The organism is Marinobacter shengliensis (genome assembly GCF_003007715.1).
Taxonomy (GTDB): domain Bacteria; phylum Pseudomonadota; class Gammaproteobacteria; order Pseudomonadales; family Oleiphilaceae; genus Marinobacter; species Marinobacter shengliensis.
Window position 1 is genome coordinate 83,079 of the sequence record NZ_PXNO01000021.1, and the last position, 19,048, is coordinate 102,126.

Annotated in this window: 16 protein-coding genes; 8 read left to right on the forward strand and 8 right to left on the reverse strand. The window is 59.4% G+C overall.

Features of this window, described 5'->3' with window-relative positions:
* The first annotated feature begins 3 nt into the window (after positions 1-3).
* The 4 genes from yfbR (at position 4) to C7H10_RS06550 (ending at position 3,581) form a co-directional block, all read left to right on the forward strand.
* On the forward strand, positions 4-609 hold the full coding sequence (gene yfbR / locus C7H10_RS06535) for a 5'-deoxynucleotidase (protein WP_106694230.1): 606 nt from the start codon (positions 4-6) through the stop codon (positions 607-609).
* A gap of 131 nt (positions 610-740) precedes the next feature.
* A complete protein-coding gene (locus C7H10_RS06540) occupies positions 741-1,556 on the forward strand; it encodes an SDR family NAD(P)-dependent oxidoreductase (RefSeq protein ID WP_058092851.1) in 816 nt (271 codons plus the stop codon).
* Between the two features lie 94 nt (positions 1,557-1,650).
* Complete coding sequence (locus tag C7H10_RS06545; protein WP_106694231.1) at positions 1,651-2,757, forward strand: GGDEF domain-containing protein; 1,107 nt, start codon at positions 1,651-1,653, stop codon at positions 2,755-2,757.
* A 50-nt stretch (positions 2,758-2,807) separates the two neighbouring features.
* A complete protein-coding gene (locus C7H10_RS06550; RefSeq protein WP_106694232.1) occupies positions 2,808-3,581 on the forward strand; it encodes a class II glutamine amidotransferase in 774 nt (257 codons plus the stop codon).
* Positions 3,582-3,765: 184 nt separating this feature from the next.
* On the opposite strand, the gene C7H10_RS06555 is transcribed toward C7H10_RS06550, so the two are convergent.
* Positions 3,766-4,659, reverse strand: coding sequence for a metal-dependent hydrolase (locus tag C7H10_RS06555; protein WP_061331283.1), 894 nt, complete (start codon positions 4,657-4,659; stop codon positions 3,766-3,768).
* Between the two features lie 229 nt (positions 4,660-4,888).
* Here C7H10_RS06555 and C7H10_RS06560 point away from each other — a divergent pair, with 229 nt between their 5' ends.
* Both C7H10_RS06560 and C7H10_RS06565 read left to right on the forward strand, forming a co-directional pair.
* A complete protein-coding gene (locus C7H10_RS06560) occupies positions 4,889-5,995 on the forward strand; it encodes an AraC family transcriptional regulator (protein WP_106694233.1) in 1,107 nt (368 codons plus the stop codon).
* Between the two features lie 401 nt (positions 5,996-6,396).
* Entirely contained in the window at positions 6,397-6,804 is a 408-nt protein-coding gene (locus C7H10_RS06565; RefSeq protein WP_106694234.1) for an NINE protein, read from the forward strand.
* Here the strand turns inward: C7H10_RS06565 and C7H10_RS06570 are convergent, their stop codons facing one another.
* On the reverse strand, positions 6,805-8,172 hold the full coding sequence (locus C7H10_RS06570; RefSeq protein WP_106694235.1) for a WS/DGAT/MGAT family O-acyltransferase: 1,368 nt from the start codon (positions 8,170-8,172) through the stop codon (positions 6,805-6,807).
* Between the two features lie 113 nt (positions 8,173-8,285).
* On the reverse strand, positions 8,286-10,163 hold the full coding sequence (locus C7H10_RS06575) for an MFS transporter (RefSeq protein ID WP_106694236.1): 1,878 nt from the start codon (positions 10,161-10,163) through the stop codon (positions 8,286-8,288).
* A gap of 145 nt (positions 10,164-10,308) precedes the next feature.
* Here C7H10_RS06575 and C7H10_RS06580 point away from each other — a divergent pair, with 145 nt between their 5' ends.
* Complete coding sequence (locus C7H10_RS06580; protein ID WP_106694237.1) at positions 10,309-10,974, forward strand: nitroreductase; 666 nt, start codon at positions 10,309-10,311, stop codon at positions 10,972-10,974.
* Between the two features lie 19 nt (positions 10,975-10,993).
* Here the strand turns inward: C7H10_RS06580 and nirD are convergent, their stop codons facing one another.
* The 3 genes from nirD to C7H10_RS06595 form a co-directional block, all read right to left on the reverse strand.
* Positions 10,994-11,362 (reverse strand): nitrite reductase small subunit NirD, encoded by a 369-nt coding sequence (gene nirD / locus C7H10_RS06585; protein ID WP_106694238.1) that lies wholly within the window; start codon positions 11,360-11,362, stop codon positions 10,994-10,996.
* A gap of 168 nt (positions 11,363-11,530) precedes the next feature.
* Positions 11,531-14,044, reverse strand: coding sequence for a nitrite reductase large subunit NirB (nirB, locus tag C7H10_RS06590; RefSeq protein WP_106694239.1), 2,514 nt, complete (start codon positions 14,042-14,044; stop codon positions 11,531-11,533).
* Positions 14,045-14,071: 27 nt separating this feature from the next.
* Positions 14,072-15,301: an NAD(P)/FAD-dependent oxidoreductase gene (locus C7H10_RS06595; protein WP_106694240.1), complete on the reverse strand. Its 1,230-nt coding sequence runs from the start codon at positions 15,299-15,301 to the stop codon at positions 14,072-14,074.
* Positions 15,302-15,665: 364 nt separating this feature from the next.
* Here C7H10_RS06595 and C7H10_RS06600 point away from each other — a divergent pair, with 364 nt between their 5' ends.
* On the forward strand, positions 15,666-16,964 hold the full coding sequence (locus tag C7H10_RS06600) for a nitrate regulatory protein (protein ID WP_106694241.1): 1,299 nt from the start codon (positions 15,666-15,668) through the stop codon (positions 16,962-16,964).
* A 50-nt stretch (positions 16,965-17,014) separates the two neighbouring features.
* On the opposite strand, the gene C7H10_RS06605 is transcribed toward C7H10_RS06600, so the two are convergent.
* Positions 17,015-17,893 carry an ABC transporter ATP-binding protein gene (locus tag C7H10_RS06605; RefSeq protein ID WP_106694242.1) on the reverse strand — a complete coding sequence of 293 codons (879 nt, stop codon included), beginning with the start codon at positions 17,891-17,893 and terminating at the stop codon, positions 17,015-17,017.
* Between the two features lie 152 nt (positions 17,894-18,045).
* Entirely contained in the window at positions 18,046-19,038 is a 993-nt protein-coding gene (locus C7H10_RS06610) for an ABC transporter permease (protein ID WP_106694243.1), read from the reverse strand.
* Positions 19,039-19,048: the final 10 nt, after the last annotated feature.

Here is a 19,048-nt window from a genome sequence, read left to right on the forward strand (position 1 = left end):
TCTATGGCCAGTCTGACACAGCGCACTGCCAGCCACTTCTTTGCCTATGTTTCCCGTCTGCGCTGGATCAAGCGCTGGGGCTTGATGCGTAACGCCATTGAAGAGAATGTGGCGACTCATTCCTGGGAAGTCGCCACCATCGCTCACGCGCTGGCGCTGATCCGCAACCGGCATTTTGACGGTCAGGTCAACGCTGACCGCATCGCGGCTGCCGCGCTGTACCACGATGCCACCGAGGTGATCACCGGCGACATGCCGACACCGGTGAAATATCACTCGAAAGTGATGCGGGAAGCCTTCGGTGATATCGAACACAAGGCAGAAGCGGAGTTACTGGCCTTGTTGCCGGCCGATCTTCGGGATGACTTCTCGCCCTATGTTCGGGAGTCCCGGCTGGCTGAGCAGGAAAAGGAATTGATCAAGGCGGCTGACCGGCTCTCGGCCTGGCTCAAGTGCCGGGCGGAAATCCGTGCCGGCAACCCGGAATTCGTGCCCGCCGAAGCCCAGATCCGCGCCCGGATGGACGCAGACGGATTGCCGGAGGTGCGCTACTTTCTGGAGGTCTTCGCACCGGGTTACGACCAGCCTCTGGATAACCTGCTGGAATAGCCTGTTGACTGGCCCCGCTGCCGGCACCAGGCGGAGTCCGCTGCCATAGGTTTGGCACGGGTGGCTCTCTAAAGTAGCGAAGTACCAAGACGCTGCTTTAATTGGAAAGACCACAACAAGAGGCTCCCGCCATGAAAGATCTGAAAAACAAAGTTGCCGTGGTGACCGGTGCAGGCTCCGGCATTGGCCGTGCCCTGGCCCATGCCCTGGCGGCTCGGGGCTGCCGCCTGGCGCTGTCGGATGTCAACGAAGCCGGCCTGGCGGAAACCGTCGCCACCCTGGACAAGAACCGTGTCAAAACCTACCGCCTGGACGTGTCTGACCGTGACGAGATATACGCCCATGCGGAGCAGGTGAAGGCGGATTTCGGCCAGGTAAACCTGGTGATCAATAACGCGGGTGTGGCGCTGTCTGCCACGGTGCGGGAAATGACCGACGACGACTTCAAGTGGGTCATGGACATCGATTTCTGGGGCGTCGCCCACGGCACACGGGCCTTTTTGCCGCACCTGATCGCCTCCGGCGACGGTCACGTGGTGAACATCTCCAGCGTATTCGGCCTGATCGGTGTGCCCAAGCAAAGCGCCTATAACGCCGCCAAGTTTGCCGTTCGTGGCTTCACCGAATCCCTGCGCCAGGAAATGAAGCTGGAGAACCAGCCAGTGCATGTCAGCTGTGTGCACCCGGGTGGCATTCGTACCAACATTGCCAACGCCGCTCGTATGGGCAAGTCCGAAAACGCCGACGCCCAGCGTAAGGGCTTCGACAAGCTGGCCATGACCACCCCGGACAAGGCGGCCGAAATCATCGTCAAAGGCATTCTGAAGAACGAATCCCGCATCCTGGTGGGCCCGGATGCCTGGGGCATTGATGCCATCAATCGCCTGTTGGGTTCTGCCTACCAGCCACTGGTGGAGCGTTTCTCCAGAAAGAACCTGTACGTCTGATCGGTTCTAACCCCCGGCCCTTGAATACCGATTGCTTATTTTACAACCAGTCTTCAAGGGCTATACTCTGAGGCTGATCCAGGGAAGAGTCAGCATGAATACGCCAAAGCATCCCGATCTGGGCGCGGCGCTGGAACACAGCCGCTCCGGTTTGCGGGACAATCACCGCCGTACACTCGCAAGATTACTGTTTTTTGTCACCGGTTCTGCACTGGTGGTGTTTGCTGTGCTTCAGTTTTTCAACGGATTCCCCTGGGTATCTGCCATTGAACTGCTTGCCAGCGGCCTACTGTTCTTCGGCGCGCAACGGCTGAAGACCACGCCCCACCTGCAGCAGTGGATCTACGCCTACCTGGTGGCTATCTTCTCATTCTTTATTGTCATCATGTTGTTGCCGGATGCCTCCATCGCGGCCTTTGTCTGGGTGTTGATGATGCCGGTGCTGGCCTATTTGCTGCTGGGTAAATGCGAAGGCATGATCCTGAGCGTGCCGTTCATGGTCGTCGGCCTTGTTGTCTACTACTTCTTCCTGGAAACCGTTGGCACCGCCCACGGCATGATTGACCTGCTGAACATGGTGTTGTGCGGCGTGCTTATGCAAGTGTTCATGCATATGTACGAGGAGCGCCGGGAGGAGGCCGAGCAACGGCTGGTCGACATGGCCCAGACCGATGCCCTGACCGGCCTGGCTAACCGGGCTAATTTCCAGTCCACCCTGGCCCGCACGATTGCCGAATGCGAACGCAACGGCAGCGGGTTTGCGCTGGTGGTGATGGACATCGACCATTTCAAGCTGGTGAACGACACACTGGGCCATGATGCCGGTGATCACGTGCTGCGCAACATTGGCCAATGTCTGAGCGAACGCCTGCGTACCACTGACTCCGTGGGCCGTCTTGGTGGTGAAGAGTTCGGTTTGATCCTGCGGGACGTAAAACCCGCAGACGCATTTGAACTGATGGACGAACTGCGAGAGCGCATTGCCGGCCGGGAGTTACACTACGGTGAGGCCGGTATCCGGGTGACGGCGTCCTTCGGCATTGCCCAGTGGCCTGACCATGGCCAGGATGCCGAAACCCTGTTCTGTGTCGCCGACCGCTGCCTCTATACCGGCAAACGCGCTGGTCGGAATCGGGTGGCCCCTGCGGGGCCGGTGCACCGTGACCGGAGCGAAAAAACCGTGGCTGGAGGTACGGTCTGAATCGGGTATCCTTAGGCTAACCACAACGACTGCCAAGGACCGAATTCACCATGTGCGAACTGCTGGCCATGAGCGCCAACACCCCTACAGACCTTTGCTTCAGCTTCACCGGTCTGACCCGCCGTGGTGGCGAAACCGGCCCCCACAAAGACGGCTGGGGCGTATCTTTCTACGAGGGCAAGGGCGTTCGCAGCTTCCACGATTCCGACGCCAGTGCCAGCTCCCGCCTGGCCGAAGTGGTCCAGACCCACCCGATCAAAAGCGAAGTGGCCATCTGCCACATCCGCCAGGCCAACGTCGGCGAAATCTGCCTGGCCAACACCCACCCGTTTATCCGCGAACTCTGGGGCCGCTACTGGGTCTTCGCCCACAATGGCCAGCTCTCCAACTTTCGGGCCGCAGAGGGGTTCTACGAGCCGGTGGGCGACACCGACAGCGAAGCCCTGTTCTGCGACATTCTCAACCACCTGCGCAGTCACTGTGACCGCAATGCACCTCTGGAGGAAGTGGTCGAGAGACTGGTGCGCCTGTCACAAACCTACGCCCGCGAAGGCGTGTTCAACCTGCTGCTCAGTAACGGCGACTGGCTGTTCACCTACTGCACCACCAAAATGGCCAGCATCACCCGCCGAGCCCCCTTCGGCCCGGCCCGCCTAAAAGACGCCGACGTAACCGTCGATTTCGAATCCGAAACCACCCCCAACGACGTTGTCAGTGTGATCGTCACCGAACCCCTGACCAGTGATGAACAATGGGATGTCTACCAGCCAGGCGAGTGGCGGCTGTGGAAAAAGGGAGAAGTGATAGCGGCAGGCGGAAAATAACACTCCGGGCCGAAAAGAGCCCAGAGTAAAAAGTCCAGTCAAGCAGGAGAGTGGGTGGGGTAAGCTTTTCTGCAGGAAAAAAGATGTCTGAGCAAAGCGAGTTGTTTTTTCCGGAAGAAAAGCTTACCCCACCCGCTCGCCAGCGTAACTCCAGCCCCCCCGGAGTCACGCTGAGGCTCAAGCGTTACTGCAAGGTCCGCCGATTCCCATTCTTATACTGCGGCGCAATGTAACCCTCGATCTCCGCCTTGAACCGACCGATCACCTCACTGTTGTCCTTGTCCCAGGGGTGGAAACCGGGCTTGAAGTACTCCAGCCAGGTCGGAATCAGGCTGGAAAACGCACCGTCCTTGCCCCACATGCGCCACATGCCCTTGGCGGCATCCTTCAACGAGAAATGCTTGCGATCGTGCATGATCATACGGCCGGTGTACCAGGTACCCACAATGCCCAGTGCGACGGTACTGAACACCTGATAGAACGCCCGCTCGGCGTAGGTGCCGCCAGCCTGCTGGAAGACATCGTAGGCCACCGCCTTGTGTTCGGTCTCTTCAATGGCGTGCCAGACCCACAAAGGGCGCATGCTCTCATGCATATCCTCGCGCACGTCATCCCGCTCCAGCAGCATGTCGGCCATCATGGCGGTGATGTGCTCCAGGGCACAGGTAATGGCCAGCTGGTGGCGCTTGGGCAGTTTGCGGGCCACGTCCAGAATCACCTTCAGGTCACGCTCCATTTCCTCCACCGGCATGCCCTGGTCCCGCACGTGCTGGTTCATGGCAATGTGTTCCAGCGAATGCATGGCTTCCTGGCCAATAAAGCCGCGAACTTCCTCTTTCAGCTTGGGGTCCTGAATCTGGCCCCGGAACGCCCGTACCGAATCCACAAAGAACTGCTCGCCCTCGGGGAACAGCACCGACAGCGCATTCATGGTATGGCTGATCAGGTAATTGTTATCCAACCAGTACCGCGGTACCTGTTCTCCAAATTCAAAGCCCATGCGCTGCGGCTTGATCGAGACATTGTCCGGTGTATGTGAAACCTTGTTTTGCTTGTCTGTTTGAGTTGTTGTCAGCATGTCTGTACTCCTCTGCGATTGAACGCTTTGGCTGATGTCATGGGCCCAGTGTGGAGGAGTCAACGGCGTTTCAGAATGCGAGGTTGGGACGGCTACCGTTCACATTGGGACAAAAAGCGCCGCACAATTGGCCCGGGAGACAGGTAAATCGGTGCGAGCCGCCCCACTGCCAGTGGCGGTGGCTTCTGATAGAGTCAGAAACACGATAAATATCAATCAGGGACACCGCATGGCATCAACCAGTGCAGACAAAGAACGACAAATGCTGGGGCTGTTCCTGGTACCCGGCGTTTACCTGCGGGTACTGGGTGAAACGGTTCGTCAGCTTGGCCACAACGACAGGGCCCTTTACCAGGGGCTGGATTTCACGGCCGACGACCTCAAGGCCAACGACAGCCGCATCTTCGTAACCGATGCCATCCTGATGGCCCAGCGCGCCCTGGAGCTGGCCGGAAAGGATGGCCTCAGCTTCCACCTGGCCAAGGAACTGCGGCTGACCATTCACGGCACCCTCGGTTTTGCCGCCCTGACCAGCCCGACCTTTGAGGGAGCTCTGGATTCGGTGCGCCGTTACCTGCAGTTGCGGGCCCCGTTCCTGAGTATGAAACAATCCCTGGCCGGTGATCAGGTGCTGGTGCAGCTGTGCACCGAATTCGATGTGCCGGGGCTCTACGGTTTTCTGGCGGAAACCGTCAGCGCCACCCTGATTCTGTTAACCGAACAGCTCCTGGACCGCGCCGATGCCGAAAGCCGCGGCTTTGCCCTGGAAGACGGCAAGTTGCCGGGGGTCTCGGTGCGCCTGTCTGGCCCGGAGCCGGCCTACTATTCTAGGTTTGCGAGCCAACTGCCGGTGCGCTTTGAGTACGGCCAGCCGGAGGAAATGCTGGTGTTTCCCCGCAAACTACTTGATGTGCGCATGCGCCTGGCCGACGCCGAGGCCTCCCGCATGGCCCGGGACCAGTGCGAGTTTGAACTGCAAAAGGCGTTGAAAGAACAGGGTGATATCGTGCTCGCGATTCGCAACATGCTGCGCATGACGCCTGGGCCGTTGCCCTCTCTGGAAGCCATGGCAGAGCGTTTCTGTGTGTCGTCCCGAACGCTCAAGCGCCGACTGGCGGAGAAAGACACCAGCTACCGCGAAATCGTCGAGGCGGTACTGAAAGACCGGGCCATACAGCTGTTGCGTTATACCAATCAGTCGGTCAGCGAGATTGCCTATGAGCTGGGCTATGCCGACCTGTCCAACTTCAGCCGGGCCTTTCGCAAGTGGACCGGGAAGTCCGCCTCCGAGTTTCGGGAAGGTGGGCCGGACCCGGCTCCGGAGGTGGGGCCTTGATAGTTTGTTTGTTGCGCCTTTGGGTTGGGAGCGTGGTCGTAAGGTGGTCAGAGAATTTTTTCTGCGAAAAACAACTCGCTGCGCTCAGACATCTTTTTCACAGAAAAAATTCTCTGACCACCCCACGCCCTGCTGACCTTTTGGAAGGCGTATCTATTAACACATAGCGGTTTTTGAACGTTCTTTTCAGTGTTATGTATTGGTTTTCGCAGTTGTCTTTCTCCGCCTATGCCCTGATATTTTGACGGACGGGGAGGTTGGATTATTTTTCCCGCCAGAAAAAAAATGTCTGAGCGAAGCGAGTTGTTTTTTCCAAGGGAAAAATAATCCAACCTCCCCAGTCCCGCCCCCAAACCCACAGGCTAGGGCAGGAGTAACACCATCCAAAAAAAGGAACCAAGATGAACGGACAACCAGACACCCACAGCAAAATCATAGGCTACCTGCTCTGGATCTTCGGATTCCTCGGCTCCCATCGCTTTTATTACGGCAAACCCATCACCGGCACCATCTGGTTCTTCACCTTCGGGCTGTTCCTCATTGGCTGGATCATTGATCTGTTCCTGATCCCGAGCATGGACCGCGAGGCCGACAAGCGCTTCCAGGATGGCAATATCAGCTACAACATCAGCTGGATACTGCTTACCTTCCTGGGCGTGTTCGGCGTACACCGCATGTACATGGGCAAGTGGATCACCGGCATCATCTACCTGCTGACCGGCGGCCTGTTCCTGATTGGTGTGCTGTACGACTTCTGGACCCTGAACAGCCAGATCTCCGAGCGTAACCACGCCGACCGGATCGGCTGATCAGAGACTTGCAGCGGTCTCCAGTTCCGCGAGGCCGTCCTCCAGGTAATCCAGCATCCGCTGCAAGCTTGGCAGGGTTCTGCGACAGCCGATCAGCCCGAACTCCACCTGGCCGTTGTAGCTGGTCAGGGTCATGTTCAGGGCCATGCGATCCATGGCAATGGACACCGGGTACATACCCTCCAGCTTGGCGCCGTTCCAGTAGCGGGGTGAGGACGGCCCCGGCACATTCGAAATCACCACGTTGAAGGTCTGCCACTTGGGCGCCATGCCGGTGAGCAGGTGGAATGCCGCGGGGGCCAGGGTAAGCGCGGTGTAGTTGATGATCTCTTCCGGCGACATGTGCCGGTACCGGTCCTTTGCCTCCTGCATACCATGATGGATCTTCAGCAAGCGCTGGCCGGCGTTGGTCTCGTCGGTATGCAGGTTGGCGAGAATCACCCCCACCTGATTGCCCTCGGTGCTGTCGTCCCGGTGCAGGGACACAGGCACAAAGGCAATCAGCGGTTTCTCCGGCAGGGCATCCTGATTCATCAGATACGTGCGCAGAGCCGAGGCGCACATGGCGGTGACCACATCGTTGATGGTGGTGCAGTAGGCTTCGCACACCGACTTGATGCGGGTGAGGCAATAGGACTGGGCGGCGAAACGGCGGGAGCCGGTGATTTTCTGGTTCAACACGCTGCGTGGCGCGTGGAAGATGGAGTCGTACGCCGGGTCTTTACGGGCCTGGTTGATGGTTTTCAGCAGCTCTTTGGCCACCGTGGGAATGGTGCCCAGCTGCTTGCCAGACATCCCCAGCAGGTGGGTGATGCTGTGCCATAGGGAGCTGCCCGGGTCGTCCCGGTCTGGCCGGGCCTTGCGGGGCAGGTCCCAGATGGGGGGGAGACCGGTGTCCTGCGGGTTGTCGCTGAGCATCCGGGTGGCCATGCGCATGGCGGATACGCCATCCACCAGGGAATGGTGAATCTTGGTGTAGATGGCAAACTGCCGATCCTTAAGCCCTTCAATCAGGTGTACTTCCCACATGGGCCGTTCTCGGTCCATCAAATGGGAATGCTCCGCCGACACAAATGCCAGTAACTCCCGGATACGGCCGGGGGTTGGCAAGGCCTCGAAACGGAAATGGTGTTCCAGGTCCAGGTGTTCGTCTTCCACCCACATTGGCTGACCCAGCTTGTAGCTCAGCCGCTGGTTAAACGGCGGCGTCACCTCAAATTTCTGCCTCAGCTCCTCCGCTAGCTGTGCCACATAATCATCCGGCGCGCCCTCGGGAAACGAGAATAACTGCAGGCCTCCCACATGCATGGGTTGCTGGCGTTTTTCCAGCCAGAGAAACAATTGGTCGGTGGGGCTCAGAGGTTTCACAGCGCAATCCTTGTTATTGATCTATGGGCCGATACTAGCGCAAGTCGGCCCAGGCTTTATTGACTTTATTAACCCGGTTCTGTGTTACCCAGGCGACTGCGCGGTGGTTGGGATCAGCGGTGGTCACCCCGCAAGGCTTTGACTTTTTCCTCCAGAAACGATGCGCAGGCCTGCTCCGGGCCAACGGGGTGGTCCGCCAGAAGGTGTATCCGGGACCAGAAGCGCTTCGGCAGGTGGCTGAATGCCGGGCCACCGCAGTGGCTGAAGAAACTGCCCCACAGGCCTCTCAGGGCCATCGGCACGACGGTGACCGGCCGGCGCTGCAGAATCATGTCCACACCGGGCTTGAAGGTATCCACCTCGCCGTCCTTGGTCAGTTTGCCTTCCGGGAAGATGCACACCAGATGGCCGGCGGCCAGCTCCTCGTCAATGCGGTCGAAGGCCGCTTCGTAGATTTCCGGGACTTTGGATTTAGGACCAATCGGGATGGTCTTGGCCAGCCGGAAGAAGCTGCCCATGATGGGGGTTGCGAAGATGTTGTGGTCCATCACAAAGCGCACTGGCCTGCGCACGGCACCGGCAATCACCAGGGCGTCCATGTAGGACACGTGGTTACACACCAACAGCGCTGGCCCTTCTTCGGGGATCCTGTCCAGGTGATGATGGCTGACCCGGTAAACGGTGTGGGACAGCACCCAGATCACAAAGCGCAGGGCAAAATCCGGCACCTGCTGATAAACAAAGCCGGCCACGATCAGGTTCATGATCGACAGCACCAGGAAAAACTCGGGAATGCTCAGCCCGATCACGCCCAGCATCAGCATCGCCAGCAAAGCACTGATCACCATGAACAAGGCGTTAAAAATGTTGAGGGCGGCGATTACCCGTGCCCGGGTGTCTGGCGAGGCTTCTCGCTGAACATAGGCATACAGCGGCACAATAAACAGCCCGCCAAAGATGCCGATGGCCAGCAAGTCGATGGCTACCTGGCGGTAATGGGGATCGGTGATGATCATCCACCAGTCTGAGGGGATGGGCTGCTCGGGCATGTTGAAGTACAGGTCAATGCCGAAGAAACTGAGCCCGAGGGAACCAATGGGCACAATGCCCAGCTCAATCTTGTGGCCGGACAGCCGCTCACAGGCAATGGAGCCGGCGGCAATGCCAATGGTGAAAATGGCCAGCAGGATGGTGACCACGGTCTCGTCGCCCATCAGGTGGGTTTTGGCAAAGTTGGGGAACTGGGTCAGGTAGGCGGCGCCGAGAAACCAGAACCAGGAAATGGCCAGAATGCTCAGGAACACATTGTGATTATCCCGGGCGATGGCCATCAGCTTCCAGGTTTCCTGTAGCGGGCGGAACCGGATCTTCAGATTCGGCGCGGCGGCCTCTGCCTTGGGAATACGCAGCGCGGCGATCAGGCCTGTGATGGCCAGTAAAGCCACGGCTACCGCAATCACCGGGCCCGGCACCGGGGCTTTCATCATCACGCCGGCCATCAGCGTGCCCACCAGAATGGCTACAAAGGTGCCCATCTCCACCAGCGCGTTGCCACCCACCAGCTCAGAATCCTTCAGGGCCTGGGGCAGAATGGCGTACTTTACCGGCCCGAAAAAGGCGGATTGCACCCCGGTGAGGAACAAAAGCAGGAACAACATCTCGTACCAGCCGAACCAGAGCCCGACGGCGGCGACGCCCATGATCACCACTTCGGCAAACTTGATCCAGCGGATCACCGCAGACTTCTCGAACCGGTCCGCCACCTGGCCGGCAATGGCCGAGAACAGAAAGAACGGCAGGATAAAAAGCATGGCGGCGAGGTTGACCACCACATCCGCCGACAACCCGAACAGGCCCCCGGCAGTGTAGGTGACCAGCAAAAGCAAGGCGTTCTTGAACAGGTTGTCGTTGAATGCCCCGGCGAACTGGGTCACAAAAAACGGCAGGAACCGCCGCTCTGACAGCAGGCGAAACTGACTGTGATCTTCCATGACCCGAACACCCTCGATTGGCCTTGTAATGTTGCCGGAGACTAAACCCGCCAGTGAGGGTGGTCAAGCTCTGAAACGGTCTCCATACTGGGCGGCAGTCTGAGCCTGTTCAAACAACAACGACGTTTTTTGGGAGCTGTATTCAATGGATGTACAACAAGCCGTCCAATCCCGTAAATCCGTCCGGGATTTCCTGGACACCCCGGTCTCCGAGGCCACCCTTCGCAAAGTGATCGAAACCGCCACCCGGGCCCCGTCTGGCGGCAACCTGCAACCGTGGCACCTGCACGTGGTTACCGGCGATGCCCTGGCCCGCCTGAAAACCCTGATGCGGGAGAAAGTCAGCAAGGGCTTCAACGAAGTGCCGGAATACGAAATCTACCCACCCAAACTGCAGTCACCCTACCGCGATCGCCGCTTCGAGATTGGCGAACTCATGTACCGACAGCTCGACATCCCCAGGGAAGACAAAGCCGCCCGCTTCGAGTGGTTCAAACGCAACTTCGAGTTCTTCGGCGCCCCGGTCGGCCTGTTCTGCACCGTCGACGACAACATGGGCCCGCCCCAGTGGTCAGACCTGGGCATGATCCTGCAAACCATCATGCTGTTGCTGCGCGCCGAAGGTCTCGACAGCTGCGCCCAGGAATCCTGGTCGGTGTACCCAAAAACCATCAGCGAATTCCTGGGCCTGCCCGAACACCGAAAAGTCTTCGCCGGCATGGCCATCGGCTACGCCAACCCCGACAGCCCGGTGAACCAGATCACCAGCCCAAGGGCACCGCTGGAAGAAAACGTCGAATTCATCAGCTGACGTAAGCGTCTCTCAGATCTCAGGCGGCCACCGACGCCGCCTGAGCCACCGGCACCTCCAGACGGATCTGATCCCCGTCCAGCAACACCGGGTACACTTTTACCGCAACATTCTCGTCCTCCAGGCATCGCCCGGTACGCAGACTGAAATGCTGCTTGTACAGCGGCGACGCCACCACCGGCTCCCCGTTGATATCCCCGGTAATCCCCCGGGCCAGCACATTCGAGCCGCTGAACGGATCGGTATGGCTGATCGCAAACAACGCCGGCAAGCGATGCGGCAGATAAAACACCGCCACCGGCCCGTCCTCCGTCCAAACCGCAATGCCGGAGTCAGCCACCAGATCGTCCACCGTACAAACCGCTTCCCAACAAGTCCGAGCTTTCATAAACAGTCTCCCAAGTTTCAATCTAAGTCAGTTGCCTATCCCACTAATGTTTGTGAGCGTGGGGGCCGGATTCATTTTCTGGCAGGAAAAAAGATGTCTGAGCAAAGCGAGTTATTTTTTCCAGAAGAAAATGAATCCGGCCCCCGCGCTCCGCCCCTAAACAGAAGGCTACGAAGAAACCACCTCCAAAACCGGCCGACGCTGCCCCCGCTCTGAAGTCCACTGCTGCACCGGGTCCTTCTGCTCCGGCGCATTCACAAACTCCCGGAACCGCTTGCGCTTCTCAGGATCCTCAACGGCGGTCTTCCACTCACACTGATAGGTATCCACCAGATCCGCCATATGCTGCTCCAGCTCCTCGCCGATACCCAGGCTGTCCTCCAACACCACCTGCTTCAGATACTCCAGACCACCCTCCAGATTCTCCATCCAGACCGATGTCCGCTGCAGCCGGTCCGCCGTGCGCACATAGAACATCACCACCCGGTCAATGGTCCGGATCAGCTCCTCATCCGACAGATCCGTGGCAAACAGATCCGCATGCCGGGGCCGCATGCCGCCGTTGCCACACACGTACAGATTCCAGCCCTTCTCGGTGGCAATCACCCCGAAGTCCTTGCTCTGGGCCTCGGCGCATTCGCGGGTGCAGCCAGACACCGCCATCTTCACCTTGTGGGGCGCCCGCAGGCCCTTGTAGCGATTCTCCAGGGTGATCGCCATGCCCACGCTGTCCTGCACGCCGTAGCGGCACCAGGTGCTGCCCACACAGGACTTCACCGTGCGCAGGGACTTGCCGTAGGCGTGGCCGGTTTCGAAACCGGCGGCGATCAGCTTTTCCCAGATCTCCGGCAGCTCACTCAGGGTGGCACCGAACAGGTCCACCCGCTGACCGCCGGTGATCTTCGTGTACAGGTTGTACTGCTTGGCCACCTCGCCCAGCACAATCAGCTTATCCGGGGTGATCTCGCCGCCGGGAATGCGCGGCACGATGGAATAGGTGCCGTTCTTCTGCATGTTGGCCATGAAGGTATCGTTGGTGTCCTGCAGCGGCACGTGGTCCGTGGCCAGGATGTGCTCGTTCCAGCAGGTGGCCAGAATCGAACCCACCGTCGGCTTGCAGATATCACAGCCCTGGCCCTTGCCGTATTGCTTGAGCAGGCCCCGGAAGGTGCGGATGCCGTTCACCTTCACTAAATGGAACAGCTCCTGGCGGGTGTAGGGGAAGTGCTCGCACAAATCCGTGCACACCTCCACGCCGCGTTTCTCCAGCTCGCTGTCCACCACCTTTTTGAGCAAAGCGGCACAGCCACCACAGCCGCTGCTGGCCTTGGTTTCGGCCTTCACGCCGCCCAGATCAGTGCAGCCGGCGTCAATCGCGCAGCAGATGTCGCCCTTGGTAACGTTGTGGCAGGAACAGATGGACGCGGTATCCGGCAGGGAATCGGCACCAAGGGCCGGGGCTCCGCCTTCGCTCTCCGGCAGAATCAGGGCTTCCGGATTGGCCGGCAACTCAATGCCATTGAGGGCGTATTGCAGCAGGGTATCGTAGGGCCCGTTATCGCCCACCAGGATGGCGCCCAGCAGGGTCTTGCCGTCCTGGCTCACCACCATGCGCCGGTAGTGGCCGGCCTGCTCATCGTGAAAGCGAATGTTACGGGCGCCGGGGGTCTTGGCATGGGCGTCGCCGATGGAGCCCACATCCACCCCCAGCAACTTCAGTTTGGTACTAATGTCGGCACCGGTAAAGGCCGCACTGGCGTCGTTGTTCAGCGCCGCCGATAGCGTGCGGGCCATGGTGTAGCCCGGCGCCACAAGGCCGAAGACAAAGTTGTTCCAGAGCGCGCATTCGCCAATGGCGTGGATGTGCGGGTCGGACGTGGTGCACTGGTTGTTGATCACAATCCCGCCGCGTTCGCCCAGTTCAAGGCCGCAGGCCCGAGCCAGGGTATCCTGGGGGCGGATGCCGGCGGAGAACACAATCAGGTCGGTTTCCAGATGGCTTTCATCCGAGAAATTCATCCGTAGCCGCGCGGCGCTGCCCGGCACAATGGCGGTGGTGGCTTTCTCGGTGTGCACCTGCACACCAAGGTCTTCAATTTTCTGGCGTAACAGGGCGCCGCCCTGATCGTCCAGCTGAACCGGCATCAGGCGTGGAGCAAACTCCACCACGTGGGCCTGTAAGCCGAGGCTTTTCAGCGCGTTCGCCGCTTCCAGCCCCAGCAGACCGCCGCCGACCACCACGCCGGTCTTCGCCTTCTGGGCGCTGGCCTGAATGGCGTCCAGGTCATCCAGGGTGCGGTACACAAAGCAGCCTTCCTGATCGTTACCGTCAATGGGCGGGACAAACGGGTAGGAGCCGGTGGCCAGCACCAGCTGATCGTAGGGGTACTCGCCCTTGGGTGTGGTGATCATCCGGGCGTCCCGATCAATGCCGGTCACCGGCTCATTCAGGTGCAGATCAATGCCCTGGTCGGCATACCAGTCCGCGGTGCCCATGGCCAGGTCCGCATGGCTTGAGCCGCTGAAATACTCCGACAGGTGCACCCGGTCGTAGGCCAGTTGCTTTTCTTCGCCGAAAACGACGATGTTATAGGCGTCGGCGGCCGGAGACTGGCTGAACTGTTCCAGGAAGTGATGGCCAACCATGCCGTTACCGATCACGATCAGGGTCTGTTTGCTCATAGTCTTGTCCTCTCTCATGGCAGCGGATCAGGCCGCTGCGTCGCAATAGGGTTTGCCGAAAGCGATGGTGTCCCGGTAGCGGGATATATCCGTGCCTGAACGAATCAACTCGCTGTACCAGGGGGCGCTGCTGGTGTCGCCGAGCAGAATGGCGCCGGTCAGGCGGTTGTGTTCCACCAGCAGTTGGCCGTAGACCGCTTGGGCGTAGTCCTGCCACTCAATGGTTTCGGTGTGCGGGCCCGGAGTGATCGGCCCGCAGGAAAAAATGGGGAGGTCGCTGATTTTCAGGCGTGTGGCGATTTCTCCCGGTGTGAAACCCGGGTTTCCGGACACCTGGCAGAGATGCCGGGCCAACACGGCCGCCTGTTCGTAGCCGGGCTCCACGAGGCCAAACGTGTGTTCCTGAAACTGGCAGCATTCACCGAGGGCGTGGATATGAGGATTGGAAGTGGTCATCTGCGAATCCACCTGTACGCCCCGGTCGCAGGCCAGGCCGGCGGCTTCTGCCAGTGCTTTGTTCGGATGAATACCGGTTGCCAGCACCACCAGGTCCGTCGCCAGCACGGTGCCGTCGCTGAGTTGTACCGCCTGGACCTGGTTTTTGCCCAGCAGCGCTGTCGGCTCTGTACCGGTCAGAACGGTGAGGCCCCGTTGCTGTAACTGGTGTTTCAGTAATTCGCCGGCGGCTGGATTGAGCTGTCGGTTCAGCAGGTGACCGCTGCGATGCAGAATCGTGACGTCCATACCCCGGGCCCTGAGCCCCTCGGCCGCTTCCAGGCCAAGAAAACCGCCGCCGATGACGACCGCACGGCGATGTGTCTGCGCCCGGTGAATCAGGGTGCGGGTATCGGTCAGATCCCGGAAGGTCATCACGCCATCCAGATCCTCGCCGGGCAGGCCAAGACGTGAAGGACTGGCGCCAGTGGCCAGCACAAGGGTGTGGTAAGCCAGCGTGCGCCCGCTGGCGGTCGTCACCCGGCGCTGATGCGGTTCGATGGCCGTGACCGGCTCACGGTTATAGACCTCGATTTTGTGCTGGCGGAACCAGGACCGGGGTTTCAGTTCCAGCTCTGACTCCCGGACCTGATTCGCCAGCAAGGACGACAGCTGGATTCGGTTATAGGCAGCGAAAGGCTCACCGTTGAACACCACGATGCGGCTGAACGGGTGCCCTGTGGCCACCAGTTGCTCTAGCAATCGCTGCGCAACCATGCCATGGCCGCAGATCACCAGCGCAGGGGTCTGTGTGTGTTCCATAGGCGCGCTCCCTTACTCAACGAATTGCCGAAAACCAAACGAAAAAAGCCGGAGCATCATGCACTCCGAAGAGAACAGATGGTCCGGCACCAATGCCAACAACAATGATCTGATGGTCCGGCCTGATTCCATGGCCGGGACAGTCGTCCTTGATTAGGACATAGCGATCTCCATGCCAACTTTTTAACTCCATTTAATTCAGTTGCTTAGATGATATCGCGGCTCTATTGCACCCGTGCCGGGCAGAAAAGATGCCCCGGGATGGGGCGAAACGCACGAAGATGATGCCGGTGGTTCTGGCCTGTTAATTGCTGCAGTCCAGTCAGACAGGAACCCGCTGTGTACCGATACCAGGAGTTGCACCATGAACAGCAAACGCCAGACCAATACGGCCGCGACGGCCACAGCCGCAGACTTTCTGATGGCCTCCCGGCAGTGCGAAATCCGCAACCTGGAGTACTTTCTGCAGATGGGCCGGCTGGTGCAGAGCGTGGGTAACCTGGTGCACGGACTGCAACGGGAGCGGGGAGCTACCAACCTGTATCTGGGGTCCGGTTGCCAGCGTTTCGCCCGGGAGCGTTCGGTTATCCTGAAAGAGAACGACCAACTGGCTGTCATCTTCCGTAAGGCGCTGACCGACATACAGGAAGACCTGACTACCCATCCGGTCAGCAGCCCGCTGCTGGGTCATATTGCCAGTGCCCTTCATAGCCTCGATCAGCTGGCCGAGTTCAGGCAGAAAGTGGTCGGGCAGGAAGCCAGCGTGGTGGATGCTACGGACTGGTTTTGCGACACCATCCATCAGCTGATTACGGTGGTTTTTGAAGCCGCCGAAACCGTTGCTGAACCCTCCATTGCCGGCCTGCTGGTGGCCATGGTGCACGTGATGAATGGTAAGGAATACTGTGGCCAGGAGCGGGCGGCAGGCTCAGCGGGATTCTCCAGTGGCCACTTCGAAAACGCACTGTCACGGCGCATGATGCACCTGGTTGAAGCGCAGGAACGGTGTTTCGAGGTATTTGTTGCCTTTGCCAGCGAAGACAGCCTGGCTCTCTGGCAGGCCCTGCGGTCTCACCCGCGGGAACTGGAAATAGAGCGGATGCGCCAGAAGGCGGTGTCGGTCGGACCCTATAAATCCCTGGACAGGGAAATGGCCGATCGCTGGTTTAACCTGATGACCGACCGTATGGATGATCTCAAGAAAATCGAAGATTCCGTGGAAAACGCCTTCCACCACCGTTGCGTGGAACGCTACACCGAGGCGCGCCACTCCCTGGCTCACCAGGAAACTCTGCTGGGCTCGCTGGAACAACGGAACGCCTCGACAATGCCGGTATTGGTGGTCTGCGATAATGGAGTAGATGCGAGTACGGCAGATGCCTGGGCCGGTGACGGTGTCGGGCAACAGTCAGGCAGATCCATCTTTGATCTGGTTCAGGAGCAAACCCGCCGCCTGCGCCAGATGTCTGAAGAACTGCAAAGTGCAAAAGAAGCTCTGGAAGACCGGCGCACCCAGGAAAAGGCCGTGTTGCTACTGATGGAACATCGTGACATCAGCAACGACGAAGCCCACCGATTGCTGCGAAAGCTGGCCATGGATCAGGGCAAGCGATTACCCGATGTGGCCCGGGCCCTGGTCTCCATGGCCGGCGTTCTGGGCTGACACCATCCCTGATGGCACCGGGGGCAAAGTAGCCCCGGTGCCGTGCAGTCTCAGGCAGATGCCGGCTGTTTCTCCTTCTCCACCTTTGCACTCTCCCCACCCTGCGTGGAGGCACTGGCGGCCCGCCGGCTGCTCAGGGATTCCAGCTTGCGCTGTTTCTCGTACAGGAACGACAGCACCTCCTGCCGGTAATGCACATATTTGGCGTCATCCGCCAACGCCACCCGATTACGCGGCCGAGGCAAATCAATGTGCAGATCTTCCCCCACCGTCGCCGCCGGCCCGTTGGTCATCATGATGATGCGGTCCGACAACAGCACCGCCTCGTCTACATCGTGGGTGATCATGATCACCGTATTGTTCAGCTCCTGCTGAATCTCCATCAGCGAATCCTGAAGATGTGCCCGGGTCAACGCATCCAGGGCCCCGAAGGGCTCATCCATCAGCAGCACGCTCGGTTTCATCGCCAACGCCCGGGCAATCCCCACCCGCTGCGCCATGCCCCCGGAAATCTCCCCCGGCCGTTTATTGGCGGCATGGGCCATATTCACCAGCTCCAGGTTATGGGTAATCCAGTCCCGGCGCTCCTTACGGTTCATCGACTTGCGAAACACCTGCCGAACAGCCAGCTCCACATTCTCATACACCGTCAGCCAAGGCATCAGCGCATGATTCTGAAACACCACCGCCCGCTCCGGCCCCGGTGAGTTCACCTCATGCCCGTTCAACACACAGCCACCCTTGGAGGCCTGCAACAAGCCGGCGACAATGTTCAGCACCGTCGATTTACCACAGCCGGAGTGGCCGATAAGCGAAACAAACTCCCCTTTCTGGATCTTCAGGTTCACGTTGTCCAGGGCAACGAACGGCCCTTTCGGCGTATCAAACGCCATCTCAACACCGGTAAGTTCTAAATGTGTTTTACTCATGGAAATCACCTCAAAAGCAAGCGGAGCGCCGGGTGGGTTACGCCTCCCGAAACCCTCAAAAACATGGATGTTTTTGCGGAGCGTACATGGATGTACTCGCCGCGTGTTTCGGGAGGCGTAACCCACCCGGTGCGGCATGCTCCCAAGTTTGATCACTCGTTCCAGGCCACCTTCTTCTGAATCAACAGCATCACCCGATCCAGCAAAAACCCGATAAACCCGATGGCCAGCACCGCCACCATGATCCGGCTCAACGACTGACTGCTGCCATTCTGAAACTCATCCCAGACAAACTTCCCAAGCCCGGGACTCTGCGCCAGCATCTCCGCCGCAATCAGCACCATCCAGGCAATACCCAGAGACACCCGCAACCCGGTAAAAATCATCGGTACCGACGACGGCAGCACCACCTTGCGAACGTGGGTCCAGAACGACAGCTTCAGCACCTTCGACACGTTCAGCAGGTCCGGATTCACCGCGGCCACGCCCACGCTGGTATTGATCAGCGTGGGCCACAGGCTGCAAAGGGTGACGGTGATCATCGACGTCAGAAACGACTTCTGGAACATCGGGTCATCGCTGACGTACGTGGCTGACACCACCATGGTGACCAGTGGCAGCCAGGCCAGGGGCGACACCGGCTTGAAGATCTGGATCAGCGGATTGACCGCCGCCTGAAAATACCGGTTAAGACCGAACACAATTCCCAGGGGCACCGCAATCAGCGTGGCCAAGGCAAACCCTGACAGCACCGTGACCAGGCTGGTACCGATCTGATCGATAAAGGTGGGTGCGCCCGGGTAAGACCGGATTCGTACCTCTGCGTCCGGATTGTCAGCCAGAATCCTGGCATTACGCTGCTCCTGCATGGCGATGAACTGGCTGGCGCGTTCCCGCTGGTTGGCGTGCTCTTGCCAGAGTTGCCCTGCCTGCTCCCAGACCTGAGCTGGCCCCGGAAACGCTCCCAGGGACGTCTGTACCTGGGGTGCTGCCAGATGCCAGAATCCCAGAAACACCAGAATTCCGATCAAGGGCAGCAAAGCCTCTTTGCCAGCTGCCACCAATTCATTTGGGCTCAGCCGGGCGAGGAAGTTGCGGCTCCTGGCAGCCATCGACTGGCCAATCCTTATGCTAAAAGTGCTCATGTTGTGCCCC